The organism is Glycocaulis alkaliphilus (genome assembly GCF_004000605.1).
GTDB classification, from domain to species: Bacteria; Pseudomonadota; Alphaproteobacteria; order Caulobacterales; family Maricaulaceae; genus Glycocaulis; species Glycocaulis alkaliphilus.
The window spans coordinates 1,808,817-1,825,068 of record NZ_CP018911.1; the positions used below are offsets into that span (position 1 = coordinate 1,808,817).

A 16,252-nucleotide genomic window follows, 5' to 3' on the forward strand; every position below is an offset into this window, starting at 1 on the left:
CTGCTCCCTACCGGCCCGGCTCGTCGTCAGAGGCAGCAGGTGCGTCCTCGGCCTCACCCTCGAACGGTGCAGGCACCTCAGCGGGCTCTTCAGGCGTTTCGGCGGCAGGCGTCTCGTCCGCCGGCACAGGCTCGCCCTCATCGTCGAAGTCGAAGGGCAACGGTCCGCGCTCTTCCTGGGTGCCGATACGGTCGATGACCGATTGCCCGGAACGATCAATGGTCGACAAGGCCGCCAGCGCGATGGAGTTTGCCATGAACACGGCGCCGAGAATCATTGTGGTGCGCGTCAGAAGATTGGCTGCGCTCCGGCCTGACATCATGCCGCCAGGGCCACCGCCGCCAATACCAAGGGCACCGCCCTCGGAACGCTGCATCAGAACGACCGCCACCAGTGCAATCGCCACAAGAATCTGGATTATAAGCAGAATAGTGGTCATGGAGCCTTGAAACGCCTTGTTTGCCGCAAGGCGCGAACCCGGCGGCGGATCAACTTGCCGCGCGTTGTAGCTCAGCCTCTTTCGATTTGCCACTCTCCAACTGCCGCGCGGGCGCAAGCCTGCGGCGGAGGGCTTCCACTGTGGCCTCGATTTCCTTGACCGAGGTAGCGACTGAATCGCCACCTGCAAAGGCCGTCAGCACGCCCATGGCCAACTCCTTGATCAGGTTCAGATTGGCCATGGTAAACCCGCCCTCACCCAGAAGCTCCTCACAGACCTGATAAAGCGCGAATGCAATACGCGAGGCCTCGCCTGCGCTCTGCCGGGCCAGACGCAGCCGAAGCTCCTTGGCCGTGCGCGCCAGATCCTCCAGATCGAGTACCGCCACATTGCCTGAGCTCAGCTCGCGCAAGCCCACCTCTACGCCAACTGTCAGGCGCATGCACAGGCGACGGATGCGCTCGGTCTCGACGGTGCGCCGCGCCTCCGCGATCCAGCGATTGGCCTCGTCGATAGCGCTTTCATCACCTTCGGTGACGACCTGCAGCGTATTGGGCGCGTCAACGCGGTTTCCTGCCCCGATCCCCCGGTCAATATCCTTGCGGCGGTCCGGTCCGATATAATCGCTGGTGACGACGAAGGGTTTGCGGGCTTTTACAAGCGTGCGAATGCGTTCTTCGACAAAGGCGGTCGAAAACGGGCGGATAATCACGTCATCAACACCGGAATCGATGGCCTGCTTCATCACATGGCTGTCACGCACCCAGCTTGTGAAAGCGAACACCACAAACGGGTTGCGGCCCAGCTCGCCTGCGCGCACCGCACGCACGGCGCGCAGAAGCTCGTTCTCGTTATTGACCAGCTCGGCGATGATGAGGTCAGGCGAGGTGTCTTCCAGACGCCGCTTGAATTCGTTGATCGAGCCCAGGCAGCTGATCTCCCGGAATCCGATCTCGTGCAACGCATAGCGCGTGTTGCGCAGATTGATCCCAACCGGATCGAACAGCAGCACCGAAGCGCGCCGATAATCGATATTCCTCATCGCACCACCCATGGCAGGAGGTCTTGCTGCCTCCCCTGCTTGGGTGAACCTTGCCAGCGAAGTCTGAAAATCGCCTTACGAAGATAGGTTAACGAGGCGTGCAAAGACATGCGGGTCAAGGCTGGCGCCGCCCACCAGCGCGCCATCAATATCCGGGCAGGCCATCAGTGCCGCAACATTCTCCGGCTTCACCGAGCCGCCGTAAAGGATGCGCAGCCTGCCCGCGCCGTCACCGGGCCAGGCGGCGCGGATGGCTGCGTGCATCTCCTGGGCCTCGTCCGGACCGGCACTGCGCCCCGTTCCGATCGCCCAGACGGGTTCATAAGCAATAACCACATCGTCCGCGCTGGCTTCAGGCAAACTGCCGGCCAGCTGCGCCAGAACCGTTTCAATGGCGATGCCCGCCTCACGGTCTTTGAGTTGTTCGCCGATACAGATGATGGGCGTCAGCCCCTCGCGCAGCGCCGCCCCGGCCTTGCGGCGGACCAGATCATCGCCCTCGCCATGTCCGTCGCGGCGTTCGGAGTGGCCCACAATCACGTGGCTGCACCCCAGATCCTTGAGCATTCCGGCAGAAACATCGCCGGTATAGGCCCCGTCCGGCTCCGGCGAACAATCCTGTGCGCCCAGTGCGACTGGCGAGCCCGCGAACAGGCCTTGAAACAGGTGCAGCAAGGTCGCAGGCGGACACACCAGAATATCCGTCCCGTTCGCCGTTAGCGAATCCCGGAAACGCTGCGCCCAGGCCCCGTCGGCCACCCGGCCATTCATTTTCCAGTTGCCCGCGATCAGCGGGCGGCGAATTGACATGATGGCTCAGTCCCCTGCGTCAATGACGTGCGAGCGATACCAGCCAGCCCCGCGCGGGGCAAACCCTGTTCGTTTCGCGCAGGCAGTAGCCTTGCCCGCCGCGCGCGCCACGGCTAGGGTCCGCCGCCTTGGCCAGCCAAGCCCGTTGCAGCCCTTCTTACTGGTGTTATCGAAGCTCCATGCTCTCATCGATCCGAAACCTCGCCCGCTCTCCGATTGCCGTTCTGGTCATCATTGTTCCAGTGGTCGCCGCCTTCGCCCTGTTTGGCATCAACGACATCTTCACCGGCACCGGAAACGCGGTCGCAACCGTCGGCTCCGAACGGGTCACACTCCAGGATGTCAGCCGGACCATGCAGCGCGAGGTGCGCCGTCTGCAGATGGAAAATCCGCGCATGACACAGCAGGAAGCGGACGCAGCGGGTCTTGGCGACAGCGTCATCAACCTGCTGGTTGCGCAGGCAGCGATCAGCGCGCAGGCCCGCGAGCTTGGCATCGCGGCAACCGACGAGCAGGTAGCAGAGATCATCCAGTCCGCACCGGCCTTCCAGAGCGTGTTTTCCAATCGCTTCGACCCGGCAGCCTATAATGAATGGCTGCGCCAGGAAGGCTGGACGGCCAATACATTCGAGGCACAGCTGCGCGCCGATCTGCGCCGTCAGCAATTTATCGATGCCGCACTTACCGGCGCAACGCCGCCAGCGCTTTTCAGCCAGCTGCGCGCCCGCTACCAGGGCGAAACCCGCACTATCCGGGCCCTGCTGATCCCGCCTGCCCTGGCAGGCGAAGTTGAAGCGCCCGACGATGAAACCCTGCAGGCCTTCATTGCGGAGAACGAAGCGTTCTTCACCCTGCCCGAACAGCGCCGGATCACGCTGGTGCGTCTCGACCCGCAGCTCGTGTCTGCCGATGTCGCTGTGGACGAAGCTGAACTGCGCGAGCTTTACGATATGCGCCTGGAAACAGGAGAGCTGTCCGAGGCGCCGCTGCGCACCTTCCTGCAATGGGTCACGCCCGACCAGCAGACTGCCGAGAACATTGTCGAGCGGCTTGAGGCCGGCGAAAATCCGTCGGGCATCTCCGCAGCGACAGGTCTGGGTGATCCGGTTCGGCTGGAGGACGTGGAACAGTTTGCCGTCCCCGACCAGGTAATCGGACAGGCCGCGTTTGAAATGGCGCAGGGCGAAGCACGCGCCGTTCAGGGGCGTCTTGGCTGGCGGGCTGTCTATGTGCAGGCGGCCAACGACCCTGAAGTTCCGGACTTTGAGTCCATGGCGGATGAGCTGCGCACCGAGCTGGCCGGCGATGCTGCGGAATATCGGGTTCTTGATGCGCTTGCGGAATTCGAGGATCAGCGCGGACGCGGCGCGACGCTTGAGGAGGCTGCAGAAGCCGCCGGCATGCCGCTGGAACGCTTCGACTTCATGACCCCCGATGCATTTGAGATTTCTTCAGGTTCACCCCTGATGAGCCTCATCCGGGAGGAAGCCATCCTCCAAGCGGCCACCGCCACGCAGGAAGGCTTTGAATCCGACCTGACCGAATTTGGCGAAGGCGGCTATTTCATCCTGCGCGTCGACGCCGTTCGTCCCAGCGAGCTGGCACCGCTGGCCGATGTGCGCGAGCAGGCTGAAGCTTTCTGGCGCCTGCGCCAGATCGACGACCGGCTGCAGGAAACCGTCACGCAGGCGCTGTCGCGGGCCGAGGCCGGTGAAAGCCTTGACGCCATCGCGGCAAGCATTCCCGGTACCCGCGTTGAGGAAACCACCCTTTCACGCGGGCAGACAGCAGGTCCGTTCACGCAAGTCCTGGTGGGCGCAGCGTTCCGGGCCCGCGAAAACACCCCGTTCGAGGCACGCGCGGGCGATCAGCGCACGCGGGCAGTGGGCATTGTAACCGGCATTGCGCCGGGTTCGTCAGAACTCGACAGCACCACGCGCCGGGCCATCGCCGAAGGCTATGAGAACGATATCGTGATCGCGCTGGAGCGGGCCCTGCTGGACAATTATGATGTGCGGATCAACGCCCCGCTGCGCGACGCGGCGCTCGGCCGGTCCGACCCTGAATAGGCAGCCCGTATGATACCCGGTTCGCACGATGTCGACGCAGCCATTGCCCGCTGCGAGACAGAAGGCCATGTCCTGCTGACCGCGCAGCGCGTGGACGATCTGGAAAATCCGGTATCGGCCTACCTGAAACTGTCAGGGACGGCGCGTCATTCCTGCCTTCTGGAAAGCGTCGAAGGCGGTACCTATCGCGGCCGCTATTCGGCTATCGGCCTGGACCCTGACCTGATCTGGCAGAGCCGGAACGGCAAAGCTTATGTCGCGAAGGCCGAAGGCTTTGACGACGTGCCGGAACATTTTGCTGAAGACGGCCAGCCGCTGGAATCGCTCAAGCGCCTCATCGCAGAGTCTGCCCTGCATGTGCCCGGTGAGCTGGCACCGATAGCGGCAGGTCTTTTCGGTTATCTCGGCTATGACATGATCCGGGAGATCGAAAACCTGCCGGCAAATGCGCCGTCCGACCCGCTTGGAACCCCGGACGGATTTCTGATCCGGCCACGGGTAGTGGTGGTTTTCGATGCAGTACGTCAGGAAATTCTGGCCGCCGCCCCTGCCCGCCTCTCGCCAGGCATTTCCGCCCGTGAGGCCGTAGAGGCCGCCGCACGGCGCATAGGCGCGGTTTTTGAGCGGCTGGACACCGCTTCTCCCGTCCAGCGCCGTCAAGCCGCTTGTGAGCCGGCCCCCGAACCGCAAAGCAATATGGCGTCAGGGGCGTTCCACGCGAATGTGGACAAGGCCCGCAACTATATCCGTGCTGGTGATGCCTTCCAGATCGTGGCCAGCCAGCGCTTTTCAACGCCCTTCACGGCGCCTCCGTTTGCGCTTTACCGCTCGCTTCGCCGGACCAACCCCTCGCCCTTCCTCTTCTTCTTCGATCTGGACGGTTTCGCGATTGCAGGTTCCAGCCCGGAAATCCTCGTCCGCCTGCGCAACGGCGTGGTCACCGTCCGCCCGATTGCAGGCACGCGGACACGCGGCGCAACGCCCGACGAGGACAACGCCAACGAAGCCGAGTTGCTGGCCGATCCCAAGGAGCGCGCCGAGCACCTCATGCTTCTGGACCTGGGGCGCAACGATGTCGGCCGGGTCGCCAGGCCGGGCAGTGTGCGCGTCACCGAGCGCGAGATCGTCGAGCGCTATAGCCACGTCATGCATATCGTCTCCAATGTCGAAGGCGAGCTGAACGATGGCGAGGATGCCATATCGGCCCTGTTCGCCGGCTTCCCGGCAGGCACGGTCTCGGGCGCACCCAAAGTGCGCGCCATGGAGATCATTGACGAGCTGGAGCCGCACCGGCGGGGCATTTATGCAGGAGCTGTCGGCTATTTCGGCGCCGGCGGTGGCATGGATACCTGCATCGCGCTGAGAACAGCCATCATCAAGGACGGCGTCATGCATGTGCAGGCAGGCGCGGGCATCGTTCTGGATTCCGACCCCGAGGCCGAGCGCATGGAAACCGTGAACAAGGCCAAGGCCCTGTTCCGCGCAGCAGAAGAGGCATGGCGTTTCGCTTAGCTGGCCTGATGCCTGCCACGCGCTTCGGCAAGGCGCGAAACCGTGACGAGCTCCACCCCTGCCGCCTCGGCGCGCTCTGCCAGTCCTTCAAGGGCGGCCAGCGTCATGGCATGCGGATGACCGATGGCAATGGCAGACCCGGTCGCAACAGCGCGGTCAAGCGCCTCGCCAATCGCCGCGTCAATCGCCTGAGGCGTGCGCACATGGTCCAGAAAGACATCCCGGCGCAGAGCCGTAAGTCCGGCCCCTGTAGCGACCGCGGCAGCAACGCTGCGCTGATGGGTGAGGGAATCGACAAAGATCAGGCCAGAGCCTTCCAGCGCGGCAAACACGCGTGCCATGGCTGCCCGGTCCGTTGTCATGGCGCTGCCCATATGGTTATTGAAGCCGGTAGCGCCCGGAACGCGCGACAACGCCCACCCTGTCCGGCGGGCGATCTCTGCAATGTCGTGCGCGCGGATCAGCGCATTGGGTCCGGGATCAGCAAGGCCGACAGGCTCCATCGGCAGATGCAGGAATACTTCCAGCCCGGCAGCAGAAGCTGCATGCGCAATGTCCGGCGCGGCGTCAGCAAAGGGCAGGATGGAGAGTGTCAGGGGCAGGCCAGACGCTACGAGCGCATCGGCCACCGCCACCTCCGGCCCTATGTCATCAATGATGACCGCCAGCATGGGCCGCACGCCGGACATGACGAATGTTTCTTCAGGCAGAACAGGCATGGCAGCATCGGCCACAACCGGGAGGCTTTCCAGAACTGGCGCGGCTTCTCCCGGCGAAACAGCCTGGAGCGCGCCCTCCTCTGCCGCCTCACGGCTGCCCAGCTGAAACGCCAGACCGGCAAGCAGCAGCATCGCCGCGGCGGCTGCGCTGGCCATATGGATGACGCTGGTTGCGGGCGAGGACATGAAAATGATGCATAAGGTGAGTCGCAAACATTGGCGGCTCCTCAATGCCCGACTAGATTGCCTCTGCCGCGCCGCAATATGGACCTATCGGGCATGCTGCTCATCATCGACAATTACGACAGCTTCACCTTCAACCTGGTCCATTATTTCCAGGAGCTCGGCGCGCAGACCCGCGTGATCCGCAACGATGCCATGAGCGCGGCTGAGGCGCTGGGCCTCGGCGCAGAAGCCATCGTCCTGTCACCCGGCCCGTGCGACCCTGACCGCGCTGGCATCTGTCTGGACGTGCTGCGACAGGCGCCGGCCGGCCTGCCGGTCCTCGGCGTCTGCCTCGGTCATCAGGCGATGGGACAGGTCTATGGCGGCAAGGTGGTTCAGGCACGCGAGATCATGCACGGCAAGACCAGCCCGATCACGCATGACGCTACGGGCGTGTTTGCCGGCCTGCCCTCACCGTTTGAGGCGACGCGCTACCACTCGCTCGCCGTCGACCTGCCCGAGGGCAGCGAGCTGGTCGTCAACGCCCGCACCGCCGATGGCGAGATCATGGGCCTCCGGCACCGTTCCCGCCCTGTACATGGCGTCCAGTTCCACCCCGAATCGATTGCCTCCGAGCACGGCCATGCCCTTTTGAAGAATTTTCTGGCTGAAATCCCCCGCCAGTCCGGCAAGGCCGCCGCATGAGCCAGATGCGCCCGGCCATCTCCGCCCTTGCAGGCGGGAAACTGCCTGCGCCAGAGGCGCTGGAGGCGGCTTTTGATGCGCTGATGGATGGCGAAGCGGATCTGGCCGAGATTGGCGGCTTTCTTATTGGACTGGCCGCGATTGGCGAGGATCCGGGCGTGCTGGCCACCGGAGCGCGCGCCATGCGCGCGCGGATGAACACGGTGAAAGCTCCCGCCAATGCCATTGATACATGCGGAACCGGCGGCGACGCCCGGGGCACATGGAACATCTCCACCGCCGCCGCGCTGGTGGCTGCTGCTGCGGGCGCCGTGGTTGCCAAGCACGGCAACAAGGCTGCCTCGTCGAAATCCGGCTCTGCCGAAGTGCTCGATTCATCGGGTGTGAACCTGATGGCAACGCCTGAACAGATCGAACGGGCGCTGGACGAGGCCGGTGTCGCCTTCCTGTTCGCCCAGGCCCATCACGGCGCCGTGCGCCACGTGGCCCCTGCCCGCAAGACGCTGGGGGTGCGCACCGTGTTCAACCTGCTGGGTCCGCTATCAAACCCTGCGGGCACACGCCGCCAGCTTCTGGGTGTGTTCGACCAGCGCTGGCTTGTGCCCATGGCCGAGGCCTTGCGCGATCTGGGCGCCGAGCGTGCGTGGATCGTCCACGGCGAAGACGGTCTGGATGAGATCACCACAACCGGCGCCACCCATATCGCCAGCCTGGAGGCCGATGGCAGCGTGCGCGAGTTCACCGTCACGCCTGAAGATGCCGGATTGCCCCGCGCGAGCCTTGATGATCTCAAGGGCGGGGAACCGGCCGAGAATGCCGCCGCGCTGCACCGCCTGCTGGACGGCGAGCGTGGCGCATACCGCGACATTGTCCTGTTCAATGCCAGCGCGGCACTGGTGCTTGCGGGCAAGGCTGATGGCCTGAAAGACGGCGTGGCGCTGGCAGCAGCCGCCATTGATGACGGGCGGGCCGCCGGAACGCTCAATAAGCTTGTACATATTACAAACACCTGAGGAGCGCCCGCGATGAGCGACACGCTGGAGCGTATTGGCATCTACAAGCGCGCGGAGACCGCGCGCCGCAAGGCAGCTCTCAGCTATGCCGACATCTGCGCAAAGGCGCGCGCTGCCTCACCTGTGCGCGGTTTTTTCAGGCAGCTGCAAACCCGGCAAGCCGCCGACGGACTGGCGCTGATTGCGGAGATCAAGAAGGCAAGCCCCTCCAAAGGCCTGATCCGCGCCGACTTTGACCCTCCCGCGCTCGCCCGCGCCTATGAGGACGGGGGCGCAGCCTGCCTCTCCATCCTCACTGACACGGAAAGCTTTGAAGGAGCCGACAGCCATCTTGTCGAGGCGCGCGCCGCCGTCTCCCTGCCCGTATTGCGCAAGGACTTCCTCTATGACCCCTGGCAGGTCGTAGAGGCCCGCGCTCTGGGCGCAGACTGCATTCTGGTCATCATGGCAGCCGTGGACGACACGCTGGCCGCCGATCTGGTGGCCGAGGCTGCACGCTGGGACATGGATGCCCTTATCGAGGTGCATGACCGGGCGGAGCTGGACCGGGCCCTCGCCCTGCCCTCGCCGCTCATTGGTATCAATAACCGCAATCTGCGCACCTTCGATGTGACGCTCGATACGTTCGAGGCGCTCAGCGCGCATGTCCCCGAGGACCGCTTTCTCGTCGCCGAGAGCGGCATTTTCTCCTTCGATGACGCTGAGCGGGTGCGTAAGTCCGGCGCCAAAGCGCTTCTGGTCGGCGAAAGCCTCATGCGCCAGAATGATGTAACGTCAGCGGTGAAAGACCTGATGAAGTTCGCGTGAGACCCCGTATTCCGCTTGACCAGCCGCCGGAACAGGCATAGAACAAAACATGGCCTTTCTGGCTTTGTTCCCGCTGCGCCTGGAGATCAGACCCCTCATGCTGACCCGCAAACAACACGAGCTTCTGCTCTTCATTCACAAGCGCCTCTCTGAAGACGGCGTTTCCCCGTCCTTTGACGAGATGAAGGAAGCGCTTCAGCTGGCTTCAAAGTCCGGTGTTCACCGCCTCGTCAGCGCGCTGGAGGAGCGTGGCTTCATTCGGCGTCTGGCCCACCGGGCCCGGGCGCTCGAAGTGCTCAAGCTCCCGGATGCCTCCGCACCGCGCGCAAGCGCCGCAGATAATGTCGTCAGCGGCAATTTTGCCCGCCGTGAAGTCGAGACGGATTCGGTGGATGTGCCGCTTCTGGGCAAGATCGCGGCTGGTGTGCCCATCGAAGCCATCCAGCACGAAACCGAGCGTTTCGGCGTGCCGTCCCAAATGGTCTCGTCGGGTGAACATTTCGCGCTCGAGGTCGAGGGCGATTCCATGATCGAGGCCGGTATTCTGGATGGCGATTACGTCATTATCCGGCGCGGAGACACGGCCAATAATGGCGAGATTGTCGTTGCGCTGGTGGATAATGAGGAAGCCACGCTCAAGCGCATCCGCCGCAAGGGCGGGTCGATTGCTCTTGAAGCGGCCAACCCGGCCTATGAGACCCGTATTTTCGGGCCCGACCGGGTGCAGGTTCAGGGTCGTCTGGTGGGGCTGATCCGCCGCTATCACTGATCCGGGAGTCCGGGCGGCGGCGGACAGTCAGCTGCCCCGCTCCCGCCCCCAGACACGGGCCGCACTGCCATCATTGGCGCCGCGCAGGCGGATTATGCGGCCATCTCTGACCCAGAACTCGGCACTGCCCAGCTCTGCCCGCGCCGCATCATCGAGAACAGGCACCGCGCAGCGGCGCTTCTGCCAGGCGCTTACCGTGCCGCGCGCGACCACCAGGTCTGCGCGTACGCAGTCTTCCTCCAGCGAGGCGGGATGCTCGCTGACCGCTACGCGCAGCCCCTCGGCCGTGACGACAAGGCAGCCCAGCGGATCGCACGCGTAATCCCCGCGCGGCGCGGCGCTTAGCCCTGTTCCTGCGCGCTGCAGGAGAACGCCTGTCTCGAACCGGCCCCGGCGGCGGTCGCTGACCTGCCAGTCTCCAGGTTCACCGGACTCAGCTGAAAGGCTGCGCGAAACGAGTACGCCCGACGAGGTGATCATCATGTCGGGCGGCGATTGCAGTGCCCACAGGCCAAGCGCCCCGGCAGCAAAAGGGACACCCGCCACTCGCACCAGCCCGCGCCCCAGCGTCGCCAGGGCAAACCCGGTCGCATAAAGGCCAAGCACGATCCCGCCCGGTGCCAGCGCCGGCATGGCCGCGCCGGGCAGCGAGGATGTCCACGTGGCGATGGCAAGAACGATGTCCATGCCCGCCGCGCTCACCAGGAGCGGCAGCCCTTCCAGCCCGAAGGGAGCCAGCAATAGCCCCACGACACCCGCCGGCATGACCCAGAAGCTGAAGACCGGCATGGCCAGAAGGTTTGCGCCAAACCCGTAGGCTGCCATGCGCTGGAAGTGGAAGGCGGCAAAAAGCCCGGTCGCGCTGCCCGCCACCAGGCTGGTAACGGCAAGGCCTGTAAACGCGGCCTGTACCCGCGCAAACCAGCCATAGTCGGCCATATCGCGTGTCATCCGCCATCTCTGCCAGGCTTCATAGACGGCGATCAGCGCGGCGGTGGCGGCGAAGCTCATCTGGAAACCCGGCTCGATCACGCTTTGCGGGCTGAATGCGATGATGATGAGTGCGGCCAGAGCAAGCGACTGAAACGACACCGCTCTTCGCCCTATCAATATCGCCGTGAACATGACCGCAGCCATGACGAAGGCACGCTGGGTGGAGATCGCCCCGCCAGACAGCAGCAGATAGCCAAGGGCGGCGAGCAGTGCGATCAGCGCGGCAGGCTTTCGCGGGTCATGCGCGCGGGCGAAGGGCTCAATCGAGGCGATGAGCCAGCGCGCCGCGAAATAGATACCGCCCGCCAGCAATGCCATATGCATCCCCGATATGGCCAGCAAATGGCCAAGCCCGGATAGCCTGAGCGCCTCCGCATGGGCCTCGGTAACGCCTGAGCGCTCCCCGGTCAGCAGCGCGGCAATGACCGGTCCGGAGTTCGGCCCGGCAGCATCGGAAATGCGCTGCGCCAGCCGCCAGCGCCATCCCAGAAATGCCCGCTCGCTCTCATCGCCGGCAATCTCTTCCGGCTGAGGCTGTGAGATGGAAAAGCCGGCAAGCGCCACCCGCTGATACCAGGCCGCCCGCGCACCGTCATAGCCACCCGCCGCCGCAGGCCCACGCGGATGGGACAGGACAGCATTGATACGTATGCCGTCGCCGGGGGTCAGGGTTTCGGTGTTGATCCGCAAGCGCACCCGGAACGGCGCCACATCGGCGCGCTCCAGCGTCTGTACGCGCAGCAGCACGCGCCCCGACCGGCCTCTGCGTTCGATGCGCTCCACCCAGCCTGTAACCGTGCGGGCTCGGTCACTGACCTCGATCACGGGCGGCGCAAGCGAGAGCGTCCTGCCCTGAACATGGGCATGCCCGGCCAGCGCACAGGCGCTCAGCACGATCGCTGCCATCAGGGACGGCTTGGCGGTGAAAAGCGGGACGGCCAGAACGCAGGCAAAAGCGGCAAGCCAGAAAACCGGGATCAGCACGCTGCCAGGCTCTGCCGGAACCGAAAGATAGACTGCCGCACCCAGCCCCGCGGCCAGCGGCGCCCACAAGATCAGATCGGACGGCCGGACAGCTCTTGATGGCAATACAGGCTGCAAAAGACGGCTCAGTGCCGCGCGCTCGGCGCCCGAAACCGGGCTGCGCCCCCGCTGGATTGATGTCCAGACCGCCTGGATGTAGCGGCGCATGCAGCCACCCTGTGTTGTCACTTCAGCGGTGAGACTATCTCTTTACCGCGCTAACATGCTAATCATCCCGCTCCCTTCGCAGCGCAGCAACATCTCGCACGTGCAAAACAGATCAGACATCATCACGCGTTTCGCGCCTTCACCCACCGGCTTCCTCCATATTGGAGGGGCGCGCACGGCCTTGTTCAACTATCTTTTTGCGCGCCAGGCAGGCGGCCAGTTCAAGCTTCGCATCGAAGATACCGACCGTGAACGCTCCACGACCGAGGCTGTAGACGCGATTCTGGCCGGCATGAACTGGCTGGGGCTGGAATGGGATGGCGAGGCCGTTTCCCAGCATGCGCGCGCAGACCGCCATCGCGAAATCGCTGAAGAGCTTGTCGCGCAAGGAAAGGCATTCCGCTGCTATTGCACACCCGAGGAAGTGGAAAAGCTGCGCGAGGAAGCCTTCGCTGAAGGCCGCGCGCTGCGTTCACCCTGGCGCGATGGCGGCACACCGCCCGGTGACATGCGGTTTACCGTCCGCTTTCGCGCACCCGACAGCGATGTGACGCTGCATGACGCGGTTCAGGGCGACGTGCGCTGGGCGGCCAAGGAGTTCGACGACCTCATCCTGCTGCGCGCCGACGGAAACCCGACCTATAATCTCGCTGTCGTGGTTGATGACCATGATATGGGCGTCACCCACATCATCCGCGGCGACGATCATCTGGTGAATGGCGGCCGCCAGGCCCAGCTTTACGATGCGCTGGGCTGGGACCGGCCGGTCTTCGCCCATATCCCCCTTATCCACGGGCCCGATGGCAAGAAGCTCTCCAAACGCCACGGCGCGTTGGGGGCCGAGGCCTATCGCGAGATGGGCTATCTGCCCGAAGGCCTGCGCAATTATCTGGCGCGGCTTGGTTGGAGCCATGGCGATCAGGAGCTGTTCAACGACGCCGAACTCATTGCTGCCTTTTCGCTGGCAGGCCTGAACAAGGCCCCTGCCCGGCTGGACTTCGACAAGATGGCGTTTGTGAACCATCACCACATCAGACAGGCGGACAATGCGCGGCTTCTGGCCCTGCTGACGGAGCGGCTGGAAGGCGAGGAAGGGCTGGTCAGCGGCGCGGTGGCGAACGCCCGGTTAACGCCTGCCATGGATATGCTGAAAGAGCGTTCAAAAACACTCGCCGAAATGGAAACGCAGGCCTATTTTCTGCTCCGTGAGCGCCCGTTCACCATTGACGATACGGCGCGCAAGCATTTGTCTCCCGAGGCACTCGCGCTGCTCTCCCGCCTGCGCGCCGTGCTCGCCGCACACAATGACTGGGACAGCGAAGCTCTGGGCGAGTTGCTCAAGGCCTTTGCGCAAGATGAGGGCGTAGGCTTTGGCAAGATCGGCCAGCCTTTACGCGCCGTACTGACCGGAGGCGCCCCGGCGCCCGATATGAGCCTGGTTCTGGCATTGCTGGGCCGGGAAGAAGCGATTGCCAGGCTGGATGACCACACCCGCCCGGCCTGAACCGACCTGAATTATGTGAAGGGATTGGACCGATGAAGAACAAGACCGAAAAAACGGGCACCGCCCAGCTTACCATTAACGGCAAGACGATTGATTTGCCGGTTCTGGGCGGCTCGGTTGGCCCCGATGTCATCGACATCCGTACGCTTTACCGCGACGCGGGCGTATTTACGTATGACCCGGGATTTACCTCCACGGCCAGCTGCGAAAGCCAGATCACCTATATCGATGGTGATGAGGGCATTCTCCTGTACCGGGGCTACCCGATTGACCAGCTGGCGGAGAACTCCTCCTTCATCGAGGTTTCCTATCTGCTTCTGCATGGTGAGCTGCCGTCTGCAAAAGAGCTGGAAGAGTTTGACTGGACGATCCGCCGTCACACCATGCTGCACGACCAGTTCGACCAGTTCTTCCGCGGCTATCGCCGTGACGCACACCCGATGGCGGTAATGGTGGGAACGGTCGGCGCGCTGGCCGCTTTCTATCACGACTCCACCGACATCAATGATCCCAAGGCGCGCACCATCGCCAGCCACCGCATGATCGCCAAAATGCCGACCATCGCGGCGCGCGCGTTCAAATACTCGGTTGGCCAGCCCTTCATCAGCCCGCGCAACGAGCTGGACTACGCCTCCAACTTCCTGCGCATGTGCTTTGCCGTACCGGCCGAAGACTACAAGGTCTCCCCGACGCTCGCCCGCGCGATGGACCGCATCTTCATCCTGCACGCCGACCACGAGCAGAACGCCTCCACCTCCACGGTGCGCCTCGCCGGTTCGTCTGGCGCCAATCCGTTTGCCTGTATTGCGGCCGGCATTGCCTCGCTCTGGGGCCCGGCCCATGGCGGCGCGAATGAAGCAGCGCTCAACATGCTTGAAGAGATCGGCTCGGTTGAGCGGATTCCCGAATACATCAAGCGCGCCAAGGACAAGGATGATCCGTTCCGCCTGATGGGCTTCGGTCACCGCGTCTACAAGAACTACGATCCGCGCGCGAAAGTGATGCGCACCACCTGCCACGAAGTGCTCGACGAGCTGGGCGTGAAGGACGATCCGCTTCTGCAGGTCGCCATGGAGCTGGAGCGCATCGCGCTCGAGGATCCGTATTTCGTCGAGAAAAAGCTCTACCCGAATATCGACTTCTATTCCGGCATCACCCTGCGGGCGATGGGCTTCCCCACCGAGATGTTCACAGTGCTCTTCGCACTGGCCCGCACCGTCGGCTGGATCGCTCAATGGTCTGAAATGATTGAAGATCCGACCCAGAAGATCGGCCGGCCGCGCCAGGTCTTCACCGGCGCCACCGAGCGCGCCTACCTGCCGGTCAGCAAGCGCTAGAAACTATAGCGGACCGAGTTGAATGAGGGCGCGGGCGGCATTGACGCTCGCGCCCTCTCCTTGTCCGGCCATCAGTTTCGTTGTTTCCACAAGGGCCGCAGAGACCGCTTTGCGATGCCCGGCATCGTCCAGCAGCTTTGCCATGTCCGGCACCAGATGCTCTGGCACGGCGCGCGTCTGCAGGCGCTCTGGCAGCAATTCACGCCCGGCAGCGATATTGACCAGGCTGACATAGGGCGCCTTCAGCATGAAGTTCCACGCAATCGTCCATGCGACCGGCCCCAGCCTGTAGGCAACGACGCCCGGCACGCCCATGCGGGACAATTCCAGCGTGACCGTGCCTGAACAGGCCAGCGCCGCATCAGCAGCAGCGAACGCGTCCAGCCGCTCTTCCGGACCCGCCACAATCATCCCGGACAGCGCATCGCGGCTCGCAAGACGGCTGCGTACAGACTCCGCGACCGACGGTGCCACCACCGTCACCAGGCGCAAGTCTGGGCGGTCTTTTGCCAGCGCTTCAGCCGTGCCGGCAAAATCATCAAACAGGCGTTCCACCTCCGCCTTTCGGCTGCCAAACAGGACCAGCATCACGCGCGCTTGCGCCGCTATGTCATGGCGGCGGCGAAACCCGGCACCGTCACCCGTCAGGTCACGTTCCAGTGCCGGATTGCCAACGACGATTGTAGGCAGGCCGTAGGGCTCGAAATAGTCCGGGTCGAAGGGGTGAATGGCGAGCAGATTGTCGACCGCCTTCGCCAGCGCCTTGGCCCGGCCTGGCCGGGTCGCGAAGGCCTGCGGGCCGATATACTTCACGATCCGCGCGCCGGGGCATGCTTCGCGCGCTTTCCACGCGACACGCAGCATAAAGCCCCAGGAATCGATCAGTACAATCTGGTCGGCGCGAAATTCCGCCGCGGCGCGGGCACACGCCTCCGCGCGCTCATGCACCAGCCGCCAAACGCGTAATCCGTCAAACAGGCCCAGAACCGACAGCGCCGAGAGATCAATATCGGTGTTCACGCCCTCAGCCGCCATGGCCTCACGGCCAACGCCAGCGATTTCAACATTGGCCCCCGAAGCACGCAGCGCACGGATCAGTTCGGCACCGACCATGTCGCCAGACGGTTCGGCGGCAACGATGAAGACGCGCAAGGGCCGGTCTGCCGGGTTCATCAGA

The 16,252-nt window shown here is 64.0% G+C and carries 14 protein-coding genes; 8 read left to right on the forward strand and 6 right to left on the reverse strand.

Annotation, left to right across the window (positions count from 1 at the left end):
* Nucleotides 1-7: 7 nt before the first annotated feature.
* The 3 genes from secG to tpiA all read right to left on the reverse strand — a co-directional run bounded on the left by secG (nucleotide 8) and on the right by tpiA (nucleotide 2,291).
* Complete coding sequence (secG, locus tag X907_RS08620; protein ID WP_127567094.1) at nucleotides 8-439, reverse strand: preprotein translocase subunit SecG; 432 nt, start codon at nucleotides 437-439, stop codon at nucleotides 8-10.
* Nucleotides 440-488: 49 nt separating this feature from the next.
* Complete coding sequence (locus X907_RS08625; protein WP_233352267.1) at nucleotides 489-1,493, reverse strand: response regulator; 1,005 nt, start codon at nucleotides 1,491-1,493, stop codon at nucleotides 489-491.
* A gap of 63 nt (nucleotides 1,494-1,556) precedes the next feature.
* Nucleotides 1,557-2,291: a triose-phosphate isomerase gene (tpiA, locus tag X907_RS08630; RefSeq protein ID WP_127567096.1), complete on the reverse strand. Its 735-nt coding sequence runs from the start codon at nucleotides 2,289-2,291 to the stop codon at nucleotides 1,557-1,559.
* Between the two features lie 179 nt (nucleotides 2,292-2,470).
* On the opposite strand from tpiA, the gene X907_RS08635 reads away from it, so the two are divergent.
* Nucleotides 2,471-4,360, forward strand: coding sequence for a peptidylprolyl isomerase (locus X907_RS08635; protein WP_127567098.1), 1,890 nt, complete (start codon nucleotides 2,471-2,473; stop codon nucleotides 4,358-4,360).
* 9 nt (nucleotides 4,361-4,369) lie between these two features.
* Nucleotides 4,370-5,872, forward strand: a complete 1,503-nt coding sequence (gene trpE, locus X907_RS08640) for an anthranilate synthase component I (protein WP_127567100.1) — start codon at nucleotides 4,370-4,372, stop codon at nucleotides 5,870-5,872.
* On the opposite strand, the gene X907_RS08645 is transcribed toward trpE, so the two are convergent.
* A complete protein-coding gene (locus X907_RS08645) occupies nucleotides 5,869-6,777 on the reverse strand; it encodes a divergent polysaccharide deacetylase family protein (RefSeq protein ID WP_127567102.1) in 909 nt (302 codons plus the stop codon). The two genes, trpE and X907_RS08645, sit on opposite strands and share 4 nt — an antisense overlap.
* A 93-nt stretch (nucleotides 6,778-6,870) precedes the next feature.
* On the opposite strand from X907_RS08645, the gene X907_RS08650 reads away from it, so the two are divergent.
* The 4 genes from X907_RS08650 to lexA all read left to right on the forward strand — a co-directional run bounded on the left by X907_RS08650 (nucleotide 6,871) and on the right by lexA (nucleotide 10,050).
* Nucleotides 6,871-7,461: an anthranilate synthase component II gene (locus X907_RS08650; RefSeq protein WP_127567104.1), complete on the forward strand. Its 591-nt coding sequence runs from the start codon at nucleotides 6,871-6,873 to the stop codon at nucleotides 7,459-7,461.
* On the forward strand, nucleotides 7,458-8,474 hold the full coding sequence (gene trpD, locus X907_RS08655) for an anthranilate phosphoribosyltransferase (RefSeq protein ID WP_127567106.1): 1,017 nt from the start codon (nucleotides 7,458-7,460) through the stop codon (nucleotides 8,472-8,474). Before X907_RS08650 ends, trpD begins: the two co-directional genes overlap by 4 nt.
* Before the next feature lie 12 nt (nucleotides 8,475-8,486).
* Nucleotides 8,487-9,281: an indole-3-glycerol phosphate synthase TrpC gene (gene trpC / locus X907_RS08660; RefSeq protein WP_127567108.1), complete on the forward strand. Its 795-nt coding sequence runs from the start codon at nucleotides 8,487-8,489 to the stop codon at nucleotides 9,279-9,281.
* Between the two features lie 97 nt (nucleotides 9,282-9,378).
* Nucleotides 9,379-10,050: a transcriptional repressor LexA gene (gene lexA, locus X907_RS08665; RefSeq protein ID WP_127567110.1), complete on the forward strand. Its 672-nt coding sequence runs from the start codon at nucleotides 9,379-9,381 to the stop codon at nucleotides 10,048-10,050.
* A 27-nt stretch (nucleotides 10,051-10,077) separates the two neighbouring features.
* Here the strand turns inward: lexA and X907_RS08670 are convergent, their stop codons facing one another.
* On the reverse strand, nucleotides 10,078-12,234 hold the full coding sequence (locus X907_RS08670) for a ComEC/Rec2 family competence protein (protein WP_127567112.1): 2,157 nt from the start codon (nucleotides 12,232-12,234) through the stop codon (nucleotides 10,078-10,080).
* Between the two features lie 55 nt (nucleotides 12,235-12,289).
* Between X907_RS08670 and gltX the strand changes: the two genes are divergently transcribed.
* The gene (gene gltX / locus X907_RS08675) at nucleotides 12,290-13,738 is read left to right on the forward strand and encodes a glutamate--tRNA ligase (RefSeq protein WP_127567114.1); all 1,449 of its coding nucleotides are present in this window, start codon (nucleotides 12,290-12,292) and stop codon (nucleotides 13,736-13,738) included.
* Between the two features lie 32 nt (nucleotides 13,739-13,770).
* Nucleotides 13,771-15,075 (forward strand): citrate synthase, encoded by a 1,305-nt coding sequence (gltA, locus tag X907_RS08680; RefSeq protein WP_127567116.1) that lies wholly within the window; start codon nucleotides 13,771-13,773, stop codon nucleotides 15,073-15,075.
* Nucleotides 15,076-15,078: 3 nt separating this feature from the next.
* Here the strand turns inward: gltA and lpxB are convergent, their stop codons facing one another.
* The gene (gene lpxB / locus X907_RS08685) at nucleotides 15,079-16,248 is read right to left on the reverse strand and encodes a lipid-A-disaccharide synthase (protein WP_127567118.1); all 1,170 of its coding nucleotides are present in this window, start codon (nucleotides 16,246-16,248) and stop codon (nucleotides 15,079-15,081) included.
* Between the last annotated feature and the right edge of the window lie 4 nt (nucleotides 16,249-16,252).